Annotated in this window: 4 protein-coding genes and 1 pseudogene; all 5 read left to right on the top strand. The window is 43.5% G+C overall.

The window, feature by feature from the left end; genetic code table 11:
• Positions 1 to 201 precede the first annotated feature (201 nt).
• Positions 202 to 1,644, top strand: a complete 1,443-nt coding sequence (locus tag QUA50_RS17245; protein ID WP_333265261.1) for a cytochrome ubiquinol oxidase subunit I — start codon at positions 202 to 204, stop codon at positions 1,642 to 1,644.
• Positions 1,645 to 1,652: 8 nt separating this feature from the next.
• Positions 1,653 to 2,666: a cytochrome d ubiquinol oxidase subunit II gene (cydB, locus tag QUA50_RS17240; protein ID WP_333265262.1), complete on the top strand. Its 1,014-nt coding sequence runs from the start codon at positions 1,653 to 1,655 to the stop codon at positions 2,664 to 2,666.
• A 234-nt stretch (positions 2,667 to 2,900) separates the two neighbouring features.
• Complete coding sequence (locus QUA50_RS17235) at positions 2,901 to 8,810, top strand: AAA family ATPase (RefSeq protein ID WP_333265263.1); 5,910 nt, start codon at positions 2,901 to 2,903, stop codon at positions 8,808 to 8,810.
• Between the two features lie 164 nt (positions 8,811 to 8,974).
• Positions 8,975 to 14,368, top strand: a complete 5,394-nt coding sequence (locus QUA50_RS17230; RefSeq protein WP_333265264.1) for an AAA family ATPase — start codon at positions 8,975 to 8,977, stop codon at positions 14,366 to 14,368.
• Positions 14,369 to 14,457: 89 nt separating this feature from the next.
• Positions 14,458 to 14,727 (top strand): annotated as a pseudogene (locus QUA50_RS29280) (serine/threonine protein kinase); the annotation flags it as partial.
• Positions 14,728 to 15,226: the final 499 nt, after the last annotated feature.

The raw sequence follows: 15,226 nt of genomic DNA, 5'->3' as shown, positions 1-15,226 counted from the left end.
TCTCCTAAACCCGCCCCCACCCAACGACAAAGCAGAATCTACCTATTTTAACATACAAAAAAATACAACCGAAATCTGTATAAAACCTTAAAAGTTGCCAAGTCTACAAAATGTCATAAATTTTTACACTACATTATAACCAGTGTCCATTATGGAATTTGTGCAAGCTAACCTCTCTTGAACTGAGCAAAGGATATAACGATGGATATCTTATCTAACACCGTGGCGCTATCGCGGATGCAATTTGCGCTAACCGCCATATTCCATATGCTGTGGCCAGTTCTGACTACAGGAATGGGAATTTATCTGGTAATTGTTGAAGGAATGTGGCTGAAAACTCGCAATCCCGACTACTACCATCACGCTCGTTTTTGGTCTAAACTCTACGTCCTCAACTTCGGTATTGGAGTAGCTTCAGGAATTCCGATGGAATTTCAGTTTGGCACGAATTGGGCACCATTTTCCGAAGCAGTAGGTGACTTTTTTGGCAGCATTTTAGGCTTTGAAGCTTCAATGGCATTTATGCTAGAAGCCGGCTTTTTAGGCATTATGCTGTTTGGTTGGGAGCGCGTTCACCCGATCGTCCATTATTTCGCTACAATCATGGTAGCCTTCGGCGCTAACCTATCAACAGTCTGGATTTTAGTCGCTAACTCTTGGCTGCAAACTCCTGCGGGCGGAGAAATGGTCAACGGCAAGTTTATTGTCAGCGATTACTTTCAAGCAATTATGAACCCGTTCGCATTAAACAGCATTCTCCATATGTTTTTTGCGACGTTAGAAACTTCGCTATTTGTCATTGGCGGCATTAGTGCTTGGTACATTCTCAATCAGCGCAACCAAGCCTTTTTTTCCAAGTCTTTAAAAATTGCCATAGCCACCGCCATCGCCGTTGCACCTTTGCAGATATACATCGGACATTTGAGCGCCGAACAAGTTTATCACTACCAACCCACTAAATTAGCAGCAATCGAAGCTAAGTGGGAAACTTCACCAGCGGGAGAGTCAGCAGATTGGACTTTGCTAGCTTTGCCTAATGAAAAAGCCCAAAAGAATGACTGGGAAATTAGCATTCCCAATGGCTTAGGATACATTCTGGAATTCAAACAAAAACTCTCCGAACCCGTACTCGGATTGAAAGAATGGCCGCCAGAAAATAGACCCCGGATGGTGGGTTTAATCTACTATTGTTTCCGCATCATGTCCGGCATTGGATTCTTTTTTGTAGGATTGATGCTGTTCAGTATAATTCAGTGGATGCGGGGCAAACTTTCTGCTGAAAATATTAGCAGTCAACCTTGGCTGATGCGCGCTTGGGTATTAGCAGCGCCGCTGGGATATATTGCTGTAGAGTCGGGTTGGATTGTGCGCTGTGTCGGCAGGCAACCGTGGGCTTTATACGGGCAAATTCGCACTGCTGACGCGGTGTCAAACATCCCCGCCAGCAATGTTTTAACTTCTCTCAGTTTCTTTGCCGTTGTTTACAGCTTTTTGTTTGTTTGTGCCTTGTATTTTGGCAGCAGAATTATCCGCCAAGGGCCTAATTTAAGTCTGCCTGTGCCAGGTTTAGACAATGAACCTGCAATCGAAAGTCAACCCGCAGAACACATTCCCGATCAACGTCCCGTAGAAGCACAACAATAGGAGATTGTATGCAAGCTTTGGAGCATTTTCTCCCGCAAGTTTGGTTTGTAGTTTTGGCTTTGTTTCTCCTGCTGTATGTCATGCTAGACGGTTTTGACTTAGGAGTAGGCATCCTGTCTCTGACTGCTTCCGACGAGGAACGGCGGGGCATTTTAATGACGAGTTTGGGCAACGTTTGGGATGCGAACGAAACTTGGCTGGTGTTGATGGGAGGCGCTTTATTTGGCGCATTTCCTCTCGCTTACGGCACGATTTTGACAGCGCTGTACATACCAATTTGCATGATGCTTTTTGGTTTGATATTTCGGGCTGTCGCCTTTGAGTTTCGCGAGCATTCTAAGCGCAAATTACTCTGGAATTATGCCTTTGGTGCTGGCAGTTTTTTAGCAGCTTTAGCTCAAGGATTTGCTCTCGGTGCGGTGCTCGAAGGCATTGCGGTTGATGAAGCCGGTCACTTTGTGGGGACTACTTGGGACTGGCTGGATTGGCGATCGATCTTGGTTGCTTTGACGCTGATTCAAGGCTATGTTTTGATCGGTTCAACCTATCTAATTATGAAAACGGAGGGCGAACTGCAAACAAATCACTACCGCACGGCTAAAATTGCGGCAGTGACAACTTTAATCGGAGCAGTTTTAATTACCATCGCCACTCCGATTTTTTACGAAAGTGCTAGATCCAGGTTGTTTGAGAAACCGCTAGTTTATGTCTTTGCCGCCATTCCTTTGTTGGGAGTGCTGTTGGTGGGAATGCTGCTGAAAAGTCTCGCCAGTAAAGAAGAACGCACGCCGTTTATCTGGACGATTCTAATTTTTTTGCTGACTTTTATCGGATTGGGATTGATTGTTTTTCCATACATTATTCCCTCAAAAATCACGATTTACCAAGCCGCTGCTTCGCCCAGCGCCATGGTATTTATGATTGTGTTCATCGGCTTTCTGATCCCGATTATGATTTTTTACAACATCTACAATTATGTTGTGTTTCGGGGTAAGGTTGTCGGCGGCCACTACGGGGAATAAAGCATAATACAACCGCAGATGTAGGCCAATATACGCAAATATACGCAAATGTACGCAGATAAGACCGACTCTATATCTGCGTACATTTGCGGTTAAAAATTACAGATTATTGTTTTTTTAATACCATCTAGACTTACGTAACCGTGTTTTAGATCACTATCCCTGTCAAATAATCAAATAAAATGGAATGAAATGTTCTAATTTAACTGTTGTCTAATACAGGAGTAACGAGCTATGGAGGCGATCGTAAATTTGTCAGGTTATCAGATTGCAGAGCAAGTTTACGCAGGTACACGCACCCTAGTCTATCGAGCAATCCGTACCAGCGACCAATACCCAGTCGTCATCAAACTGCTGCGGAACGAATACCCCAACTTCCACGAACTCGTGGGGTTTCGCAACCAATACACCACAGCCAAAAATCTCGACTTCCCCACCATTATCAAACCCCTAAGTCTAGAAGCATACCACAATAGCTATGCCCTAGTCATGGAAGACTTTGGAGGCATTTCCCTATCTACTTATCTCAAAACAGCAGCAACAGATGAAAAGCAACCCTCTAAATCTTTATCTTTAACAGAATTTTTAAATCTAGCTCTGCAACTGTGTGACATTCTCGACTATCTCTCCCAAAACCGAGTAATTCACAAAGACATCAAACCCGCCAATATTTTAATTCATCCACAAACAAAACAAATTAAACTAATTGATTTTAGTATTTCTTCCCTCTTACCCAGAGAAACCCAAGAGATTCAGAATCCCAACGTGCTCGAAGGTACATTAGCCTATCTTTCACCGGAACAAACTGGGAGAATGAATCGCGGCATTGACTACCGCAGTGATTTTTATTCTTTGGGTGTGACTTTTTATGAATTGTTGACAGGACAGTTACCCTTCGTGTCAGATGACCCGATGGAATTGGTGCATTGTCATCTAGCCAAACAGTCAATACCCATCCATCAAATAAATCCAGAAATTCCGCTAGCTTTATCAGGAATTGTCAGTAAATTGATGGCGAAGAATGCCGAAAAACGCTATCAAAGTGCTTTGGGACTGAAGCACGATTTAGAGAATTGTCTAACTCAATTACAAGCAACAGGAAAAATAGCAGATTTTGAACTAGGAAAGCGGGATATTACAGACCGATTTCTAATTCCCGAAAAACTCTACGGCAGAGAAACAGAAGTTGCTCAACTATTAGCTGCATTTGAAAGAGTTGCATCAGGAAGATGCCCCCAACTCCCCTTAATAAATGAGGCTTCTGAAGACTCCCCCCTTTGTAGGGGCGGTGCCCCCGTGGGGGCCCTGGGCGGGGGGGAGTCGCATTTATCCGGCAGTGAAATGATGCTCGTGGCCGGCTTCTCTGGTATCGGTAAAACAGCAGTAGTGAATGAAGTTCACAAGCCAATTGTGCGGCAGCGAGGCTATTTTATCAAGGGGAAATACGACCAATTTGGGCGCAATATTCCCTTTTCAGCATTCGTGCAAGCTTTCCGAGATTTAATCGGGCAGTTGCTATCAGAATCGGATGCGGGGTTACAAATCTGGAAAACTAAGATTCTGACAGCAGTTGGAGACAGCGGACAAGTCTTGATTGATGTGATTCCTGAGTTAGAACTAATTATCGGCAAACAGCCTGCGGCTGCGGAACTATCGGGGAGTGCAGCCCAAAATCGTTTCAATCTGCTGATGCAGAAGTTTGTGCAAGTATTTACCGCAGCCGAACATCCGTTAGTGATGTTTTTGGATGATTTGCAGTGGGCGGATTCCGCATCGTTGAAGTTGCTGCAATTGTTGATGGCAGAGACAGGACATTTATTAATCTTGGGTGCGTATCGGGATAATGAAGTTTCGCGCGTGCATCCGTTTATCTTGACAGTGGATGAGATTGTCAAAACTAAGGCTGCGGTGAATACGATTACGCTGCAACCGTTGAGTCTAGCGGATATGAATCAGTTGGTGGCGGATACGCTGAATTGCGATCGCACTTTTGCTCAACCTTTGACAGAATTGGTGTACCAAAAAACCAAGGGCAATCCCTTCTTTGCGACTCAATTTCTCAAGGCATTGTATGAAGATGGACAGATTAATTTTAACCCCGCTCACTCGCCCCTTACTAAAGGGGGAAATAAAAGGGGGTGGCAGTGTAATATTACTCAGGTAAAAGCCTTGGCAATTACTGATGATGTGGTGGAGTTTATGGCAATGCAATTGCAGAAGTTGCCGGCACAAACTCAGGATGTGTTGAAGTTGGCGGCTTGTATTGGAGCGCAGTTTGATTTGCAGACATTGGCGATTGTTTCCGAAAAATCCCTAGAAGCAACGGCGGCTGATTTGTGGAAAGCATTACAAGAAAGTTTGATTATTCCGAATACGGAAATCTATAAGTTCTTTATGCAATCTGACAGTGCCTTGGCGGATGATGCGGCGGCTAATCCGATTTATCGGTTTTTGCACGATCGCATTCAACAAGCTGCTTATTCTTTGATTTCCGAACAGGAGAAACAAGCCACCCATTACAATATTGGGAAATTATTATTAGATAATTCCTCAGATTCTGAACGAGAAGAACGGCTATTTGAAATAGTTGCTCACCTCAATGCAGGCAAAATAGCGATCGGTCGAGATTTGAAAGCCGAAGAATTGGCACAATTAAATCTGATGGCGGGGCGCAAAGCTCAGGCTGCCACAGCTTATGCTGCTGCTATCCAATATTTAAGTACAGGGATAGAACTGCTGGCAGTAAATAGTTGGCACACTCAGTATCAACTGACTTTGGAATTGTATGTTGCAGCTACACAAGCCGCATATCTCAACACTGAATTTGAGCAAGTGGAAAAACTAGCTGAAATAGTCTTAGAATTCACAAGTATACTATTAGATCGAATCAAGATTTATGAAATAAAAATTCAAGTTTTGATCGCTCAAAATAAACTCATAGAAGCTATTGAATTAGGACTCAAAGTTTTAGGTTTATTAGGAATAAAATTTCCCGAACAACCAAATCAATCAGACATTATCGACGGATTACAAAAAACACAGTTATTGTGGAACGATATCAAAGTGACAGAAGTTGTAGATTTGCCTCTCATGACTGACCCTGACAAGTTAGCCGCTATGCAAATCTTGTTGAATATATCTGCTGTCAGCTATATAGCGGCTCCTCCACTATACCTTTTGATTGTATTTCAGCAGGTTAATTTATCAGTGAAATACGGCAATACTGCGGCATCTACCTATTCCTATGCTGCTTACGGTCTAATTCTCTGCGGCGTAGTGGGAGACATGGCATTAGGCTATCAATTTGGTCATGTAGCTTTAAATTTATTGCACAAGTTAAATGCTAAAGAGCTGCAATCTAAAATTTATGTAATTGTTAATTGTTTCATTCAACATTGGCAGAATCATCTCAGAACAACTATACAACCTTTGCAAGATTCTTATTTGATTGGGCTGGAAATCGGAGATTTAGAATTTGCCGGATATTCTGCATTCAAAAAGACAGTTTATTTGTATTTTAGTGGTGAAGAACTATCCAACGTAGAACAAGATATTACGTTATTCATGGCAGGTGTAAAAAAAATAAAAAATAACACATTGGTAAATTATTATCAGGTAGTTCAACAGGTAGTTAACCAGCTCAAGAGTTACCCGAATAAATCTCAAAGTAGGACGGAAAATAGGGTGAAATTAGAAAAGCCGGAAGCTACTCAAGATGCGAATGGGATTTGCTACTTTCATTGTCATAAAATGATTTTATATTATTTGTTTGGAGATTACTCACAGGCAATTGCAAGTGCTAACTTTGCCGAAAAGTATTTAGAGGCAATGACCGCTTTATTTTTCATTCCTGTGTTCTATTTTTATGATTCTTTGACACGGTTGGCTGTGTGTGCTGATGCCACAAGGTCGGAGCAAGAAAATATGCTTGCTAAAGTCACGGAAAATCAGCAGAAAATGCAAAAGTGGGCTGATAGTGCGCCAATGAATCATTTACACAAGTTTGAGTTAGTGGAAGCAGAAAAGTGTCGGGTTACGGGCAATAAAGCGGAGGCGATCGCTCTGTACGATCGCGCGATCGCCCTCGCCAAGGAAAACCAATATCTTCAAGAAGAAGCTCTAGCCAACGAACTCGCGGCCAAATTCTATCTCGACTGGGGCAAAGAAAAAGTCGCTGGAGCCTACGCGATCGAGGCGTATTACTGTTACACCCGGTGGGGAGCCTTAGCCAAAGTTGACGATCTACAGACCCGCTATCCTCAACTGCTAGGGCCGATCTTGCAGCAAGCCAAATCCAGTTTTAATGTCCTAGAAACCCTGACCACTCTTACTCACTCATCCACCCAAGTATCGAGTACAGGCTCCAGTATTTCTGATGCGCTGGATTTTGCATCTGTGCTCAAAGCCGCCCAAGCCCTTTCCAGTGAGATCCAACTTGATGAACTGGTCAAGCAACTGGTCCAAATCGTTCTGCAAAATTCAGGAGCCAATAGGTGCGTGTTAGTCCTGCCCCAGGATGGAACTTGGCTGGTGAGAGCTATTTCAACTCCCGAAGCCACAGAACTCTGCTCAGAGCCCTTAGACGATCGTCCCGACGTTCCGCTCAAACTGATTCAGTATGTCAAACGGACGCGCTCGGCGGTTGCGATCGACAATTTGCAAACGGATTTACCCGTAATTGACGACTATCTAATCCAACGCCAGCCCAAGAGTATTCTGTGTTTGCCTATTCTCGATCGAGGGCATTTAGCGGGAATTCTTTACCTGAAAAATCAAATGACTTGCGGGGTATTTACGAGCGAGCGCATCTCGGTGATCGAGTTCCTGTGCGCCCAAGCTGCAATTTCCTTAGAAAATGCTCGCCTCTATACCAATGTGCAAGCCAGTGAAGCGCGGTTTCAACGGCTAGCAGAAAATGTTCCGGGTGCTATTTATCAATTTCAACTTTCACCGAGCGGAAAACCATCATTTACCTACATCAATCCTGTTTGTTACGAACTCTATGAACTCTCACCGGCAGAGATTGTGAACGATGCCCAAGTCTTGATCTCAAGAATTCATGCCGATGATATGGAACGCTTTCAAGAGTCTGTCGCAATTTCTGCCCAAACCTTAACACCGTGGCATTTTCAAGGACGGTTCTTTACGGCCTCTGGAATACTCAAATGGGTGCAGGGAGATTCTCGCCCGATTAAACAAGCCGACGGTACGATCGTTTGGGATGGCATTTTGATGGATATTAGCGATCGCAAACGTGCCGAAGTCGCCATCACCCAAAAATCTCAGGAATTGTCACAAGCCTTGCAAAACTTGCAGGAAACCCAATTGCAAATGATTCAAAGTGAAAAGATGTCGGCATTGGGTAACTTAGTGGCTGGGGTTGCTCACGAAATCAATAATCCCGTTGGCTTCATTTCTGGCAATCTGCATGAAACCCAGCAAACGGTGCAAGACTTAGTGGAGCATCTGAATCTATATCGATCTCGCGCCCCGGAAACAGACATTGCCGATCATGCCGAAGATATCGATCTAGACTATATCATCGAAGATTTGCCTAAAATGATTGACTCGATGAAACTGGGGTGCGATCGCATTAAAGGCATCAGTACCAGCTTGCGAACCTTCTCCCGCGCCGATACAGATTATCCCGTAGCTTACAATATCCACGATGGTATTGATAGTACCTTGATGATTCTCAAACACCGCCTCAAGGCTAACGAATCTCGCCCTGAAATTGCCGTCATCAAGGACTATGGCGATTTACCTCAATTGGAGTGCTACCCCGGACAGTTGAATCAGGTGTTTATGAATCTGTTGGCAAATGCGATCGATGCTTTGGATGAATCAAATCAAGGAATGAGTTATCAAAATATCGCCAATCAAATTACGATTAAAACCGAATTATATGCGGACATAAAACAAGCGATTATTCGGATTAAAGATAACGGTGTTGGCATGACTGAGGCAGTGCGAGTGAAGATTTTTGATGAGTTATTTACTACCAAGGAAGTAGGGAAAGGGACGGGGTTGGGATTGGCGATCGCACGGCAGATTGTAGTTGAAAAACACGGCGGTACAATCGAGGTAAATTCTGTATTGGGAGAAGGAACGGAGTTTACAATTTTATTGCCGATGAAAGGATAAGAATATCTTGATAGATCGCCATCTTTCTCCTCAAAATAGAAAAAAATAAAAGCGGTAGAGTTGGTCTGCTGGGGATTTCGCACGCAGTTCTATTTTCGTCATACTTGACGAATAAAAGTGTATACTTAGTGGCAAGAGTCAATGTCTGAGATGGAGTAATCCAGATGAATGCAGTAGTGGATTTAACGAACCGAATTTCGGGATATCATCTGGGTGAGCAATTATACTGCGGTTCGAGGAACCTAGTTTATCGAGCCATCCGAGAAACAGATCGGCTTCCGGTTGTGATTAAACTATTAAATCGAGACTATCCCAGCTTCAGCGAACTGCTGCAATTCCGAAACCAGTACACCATAGCCAAAAACCTACGTCTGCCCGGAGTCGTTGAACCCTACAATTTGGAATCCTATCGCCACAGCTATGCCCTAGTAATGGAGGATTTTGGCGGTATTTCTCTGCGAGATTACGCCCAAGAACGCAAGCTGACTCTAGCAGAAGTATTGGAAATTGCCATTCAAATAACTGACATCCTTGACGGACTATACCGAAACCGAGTCATCCACAAAGACATTAAGCCAGCTAACATCCTCATACATCCCGAAACTAAACAAGTCAAACTGATTGACTTTAGCATCGCCTCCCTACTGTCGAGAGAAACTCAAGAAATTCAAAATCCCAACGTTTTAGAAGGAACCCTCGCCTATATTTCTCCCGAACAAACCGGGCGCATGAACCGAGGCATCGACTACCGCACCGACTTTTATTCTCTGGGAGTTACCTTGTACGAACTGCTGACAGGAAAACTGCCGTTTGAATGTGACGACCCTATGGAGTTGGTTCACTGCCATATTGCCAAACAACCTCCTGCAATCAACAGCCAAGAAATCCCGCAGGTAGTGTCGGATATTGTGATGAAGCTGATGGCAAAAAATGCCGAAAAACGCTATCAAAGTGCCAAGGGATTGAAACACGACTTAGAAAGGTGTTTGCAGCAGTGCCAATCAACTGGAAAAATTGAAACATTTGAGTTAGGAATGCGGGATATATGCGATCGCTTCCTGATTTCTGACAAACTGTACGGACGAGAAACAGAAGTACAAACCCTGTTGAATGCCTTCGATAGCGTGGCAAATGGCACCTCAGAATTGATGATGGTCGCGGGGTTCTCCGGGATTGGTAAAACGGCTGTCGTCAACGAGGTACATAAACCGATTGTCCGGCAGCGCGGCTATTTCATCAAAGGCAAATTCGATCAGTTTAGCCGCAACATTCCCTTCTCGGCATTCGTCCAGGCATTCCGCGATTTTATGGCACAATTGCTGAGTGAAAGTGATGCCAAACTCAAAGAATGGAAAACTAAAATTCTCCAAGCTCTTGGTGACAACGGACAAGTCATTATTGAAGTCATTCCCGAACTAGAACGGATTATTGGAACACAACCCCTAAGCCCTGAATTATCGGGGATTGCTGCTCAAAATCTATTTAATTTGCTCTTCCAGAAATTTATTGCTGTCTTCACCACAAAAGAGCATCCATTGGTGATGTTTTTGGATGACTTACAATGGGCGGATTCGGCATCGCTGAAGTTAATCCAATTGCTCGTCAATGAGTCGCAATTGGGTTATTTGTTGCTGCTGGGAGCCTATCGGGATAATGAAGTATCATCAACCCATACCCTGATGTTGACATTAGATGAAGTTAGTAAAGCAGGAACAACAGTCAACACCATTACATTAGCACCGCTCAACCAAATTAGTTTGAATCAATTGGTAGCGGATACGCTAGTTTGTTCTTTTAATTTGGCACAACCGCTGACAGAACTTGTCTATCAAAAAACTAAAGGAAACCCATTTTTTGCAACGCAGTTTCTCAAAGCATTGCATCAGGATGAATTGATTACTTTTGATATCGAATCGGGACATTGGCAGTGCGATATCAGTAAAATTAGAGAGGCAGCACTGACCGATAATGTAGTGGAATTTATGGCGCAGCAGTTGCAGAGATTGCCCAGAGAAACCCAGTCCGTTTTAAAATTAGCCGCTTGCATTGGCAACCAGTTTGACTTAGCAACATTGGCAATTGTGTCAGAGAGTTCAGAGACGGAAAGCGCAACCGCATTGTGGAAAGCTTTACAAGAAGGTTTGGTTTTGCCCCAAAGTGAAGTTTATAAGTTTTATGTAGGAATAGAACAGACTATTTCTGAAGCGATTTCTCAAACGGTTGCTTATCGCTTCTTGCACGATCGCGTCCAGCAAGCTGCTTATTCTCTAATTCCTACGGAACGCAAAGAAGCAACCCATCTCAAGATCGGACAACTTTTGTTGAAAAAATATTCGACGGAAGAAAGGAACAACCAGATATTTGAAATTGTAAATCAACTGAATATGGGTGTCGGGTTAATCAATCAGCAATCTGAGCGATATGAACTCGCCCAATTGAATCTACTGGCAGGACAGAAAGCGAAAGCCTCTACTGCCCATGTAGCTGCATTGAACTATCTAAAGACAGGTATTAAACTGTTGGCAACTGATAGCTGGAACAGTCAGTACAATCTAACCCTGGCGATATATGAAGAAGCAGTAGAAGCAGCCTATCTTAGCAGTAATTTTGCACTGATGGATCGGTGGATTGAAGTAGTTTTACAGCAATCTTCAACCCTATTAGAAACGATCGAAATCTACAATATCAAAATGCAGGCTTGTCTAGCTCATAATCGGCTGCTAGAAGCCATACAAACCGGGCTGCAAGTTTTGCAATTGTTGGGGTTAGAGTTTCCTGAAGATCCGCAACTATCTGATGTCCAAATCAAATTAGAAGCAACCCTGTCTGCTTTGGCTGGTAGGTCTCCCATCGACTTGATTGCATTGCCAGAAATGACCGATCCATTCAAACAGGCAACCATGCAGATTCTTAGCAGTTTGGCTCCTTGTGCCTACCAAGCTGCACCGTTGTTGCTGCCGTTAGTCGTGTCACAACAGGTAAACTTATCAATTCAATATGGCAATACCGCAGTCTCAGCTCCGAGTTACGGCTACTTTGGTCTAATTCTTTGTGGCGTTGTGGGAGACATTGAGACAGGCTATCAATTCGGTCAACTGGCTTTAAGCTTGCTCGATCGGCTTAACGCTAAAGATATTAAAGCCAGAACTATTTTTGTAGCAAATGCGAATGTCCGGCATTGGCAAGAACCCGTGCAAAAAACCTTAGAACCATTGCAATCAGCTTATGAAATTGGGCTGGAAACAGGAGATTTAGAATTTGCCGCACTGTCTACCTACATTTATGCTTACCATGCCTACTTGGGTGGCAATGAATTGTCAGTGCTGGAACGGGAAATTACCAGCTACAACGCAGCATTAGCTCAGATTAAGCAGAAAAATGCCTTGAATTTTAATCAGATTCTACATCAAGCTATCTTAAATTTGAGCGAGTGGGCCGAACAGCCATCCAGATTAATTGGGAATGTCTATGACGAGCAAACCATGCTGCCACTACACCAGCAAGCCAATGATGCAACTGCTATTTTCTACGTTTACTTTAATAAACTAATTCTTTGCTACTTGTTTGAGCAGTTTTTTGAAGCAGTTGAGAATGCGGCAACAGCAGAAGTATATTTAAGAGGGGTTACAGCTAATTTTGTAGTGGGAGTATTTTATTTTTACGATTCCCTTACTCAACTAGCCGTATTAGGAGGGGCATCGGAATCTGAAAGCAACAGCCTTATTGAAAAAATTAGAGCTAACGTAGAGAAAATACGTAAATGGGCACATTATGCGCCTGCAAATTACCAACATAAGCTCGATCTGATTGACGGAGAAAAACATCGCGTTTTCGGCAATAAAGCTGAAGCAATTGACTGTTATGACCTTGCTATTGCAGGAGCAAAAGAAAACAAATATCTCCAAGAAGAAGCGTTAGCCAACGAATTAGCTGCCAAATTCTACCTTGACTGGGGCAAAGAAAAAGTTGCTGCAAGCTATATGCAGGAGGCATATTACTGTTATGCCCGTTGGGGAGCTAAAGCCAAAGTTGAAGACCTAGAACAACGCTATCCCCAATTACTTCAGCCTATCCTGAATCAGCCCACACTTCGCTTTAATCCCCTAGAGACGCTAGCAACGATTAGCAAGTCTTTACACACTTCCAGCACGAGCAGCACGAGTATTTCCGATGCCCTTGATTTCGCTTCTATTGTGCAAGCTGCTCAAGCTTTATCCAGTAAAATTCAGCTTGATGAATTACTCGACACCCTCAACCAAATTATTTTGAAAACTTCTGGGGCAGAAACTTGTGCTTTGCTACTCCCCCATCAGGATGAATGGCAAATCCGGGCTATAACTCAGATCAATTCAGATAATGAGTTACCCACAACCTTACTGCAAACTCAACCTATAGATGGCTCGGCGGTGATTCCGCTTAAACTGGTTTATTATGTCAAACACACCCTGGAAACTGTGCTTATTGAAGGTGGCAAGACCGATATTCCGGGTTTAATGAATGATTATACGTTCCAGGAGCAACCTGAGAGTATGCTATGTACTCCGATTCTCGATCGCGGGAACTTAGTTGCGATACTTTATCTCGAACATAGCTCGACGAAGGGAGTGTTTACTCGCGATCGTCTCCTCATCCTCAACTTCCTCTGCACTCAGGCTGCCATTTCCCTAGAAAATGCACGATTGTATCAGCAAGCGCAAGACTACGCCCACCAGGTTGAACAATCACAACTGCAATTAGTGCAGAGCGAAAAAATGTCGGCTTTGGGCAATTTAGTGGCCGGGGTTGCCCATGAAATTAATAATCCCGTGGGATTTATTTCTGGCAATATTCATGAAGCGATCGCCGCCGTCAAAGATATTACAGAATACTTGCAACTATATCAAGAAAAATTTCCGAGTCCCGGTGAGGAGATTGAAGAAAAAGCTGAAGAGCTCGATATCGAATATCTTTTAGAAGATTTACCAAAAATGTTGCATTCTATGCAAGTCGGGTGCGATCGCATTCAAGGTATCAGCACCAGTCTTCGTACCTTCTCCCGAACAGACAAAGATTACAAGGTTTCTTTCAATATTCATGACGGAATTAACAGTACGATTTTGATTCTCAAACACAGATTGAAAGCGAACGAACAGCGTCCAGCGATTGAAGTTGTGAAAGAGTACGGGAACTTGCCCTCTGTCGATTGCTTCCCCGGACAACTCAATCAGGTGTTTATGAATATCTTGGCAAATGCCATTGATGCACTGGAAGAATCAAATCGGGAACCGAGTTTAGATCGGATTAAAACCCCAGCCCATTGCATCACGATTCGGACAGAAAGACAGTCTTCTAAGTGGGTGAGTATTCGCATTTATGACAACGGAACAGGCATAGCAGATGAGATAAAATGTCATATTTTTGACCACTTATTTACAACTAAAGGTGTGGGTAAAGGCACGGGGTTAGGATTGGCGATCGCACGGCAAATTGTAGTTGAGAAACACGGCGGTACAATCGAGGTAAATTCTGTATTGGGAGAAGGGACGGAGTTTACAATTTTATTGCCTACAAACGGATGAAGTTAATTATGCGATCGCCCCTTTAACCCTTACACATAGAGGCGCACCTTAATTTTTAGCAGTCAATATTTGAGATGACGAGAGCCAAAATGAATTCAGGTATAGATTTAATCAGTCCAATTGCCGGATACCGTCTGATCGAGCAACTGTACAGTGGTTCTAAAACCCTGGTTTATCGAGCTATTCGAGAAATCGATCGGCTTCCCGCTGTCATTAAACTATTAAATCGAGACTATCCCAGTTTCAGCGAACTGCTGCAATTCCGCAACCAGTATACCATCGCCAAAAATCTACGTCTGCCTGGAGTCCTTGAACCTTGCAGTCTGGAATCCTACCGCAACAGCTATGCCCTGGTGATGATTGTGCTGGCAGGTTTTTTCTCAGAAGTAGAACAAGGTTATCGCTTTGGGCGAGTAGCACTCAGCTTGCTCAATCAGTTGAATTGGCTAGAATTTAAATGTATCACTTTACTTTGGTTTGGCTGTTTTATTCAGCATCGTCAAGAAGCACTGAGGGCAGCAATCCCAACGGCGAAACAAGGCTATTTAGTCGGAATGGAAACAGGTGATTTTCTCAATGCTGGCTACTGCGTCAGCAGTTACAGCATATTCCATGTATATGTAGTACACACAATCTTCTAGCCCGCTGTTGGTGCGTCGCCATAAACAATCTGCAACTTTTATCCAAAATCTCCCAGATCCGCACCCTACAGATTAACACCACACAATATAGCTCTATAGTGTACTTCATGAACCACAGAATATGCTGTATGCGATCGTTTAGGAATGAGAATTAAATAACTTCCACAAGATTGTGGGATGGGCGTCCCGCCCGTCTTTTAAGGACGGGCGGGACGCC

The organism is Microcoleus sp. M2_D5, from assembly GCF_036701935.1.
Taxonomy (GTDB): Bacteria; Cyanobacteriota; Cyanobacteriia; order Cyanobacteriales; family Microcoleaceae; genus Microcoleus.
This window is presented reverse-complemented; position numbering and strand designations above follow the sequence as displayed.

Coding starts and splice junctions, on each gene's coding strand:
- QUA50_RS17230 (WP_333265264.1), top strand. CDS start 8,975: ATGAATGCAGTAGTGGATTTAACGAACCGAATTTCGGGATATCATCTG.
- cydB (WP_333265262.1), top strand. CDS start 1,653: ATGCAAGCTTTGGAGCATTTTCTCCCGCAAGTTTGGTTTGTAGTTTTG.
- QUA50_RS17245 (WP_333265261.1), top strand. CDS start 202: ATGGATATCTTATCTAACACCGTGGCGCTATCGCGGATGCAATTTGCG.
- QUA50_RS17235 (WP_333265263.1), top strand. CDS start 2,901: ATGGAGGCGATCGTAAATTTGTCAGGTTATCAGATTGCAGAGCAAGTT.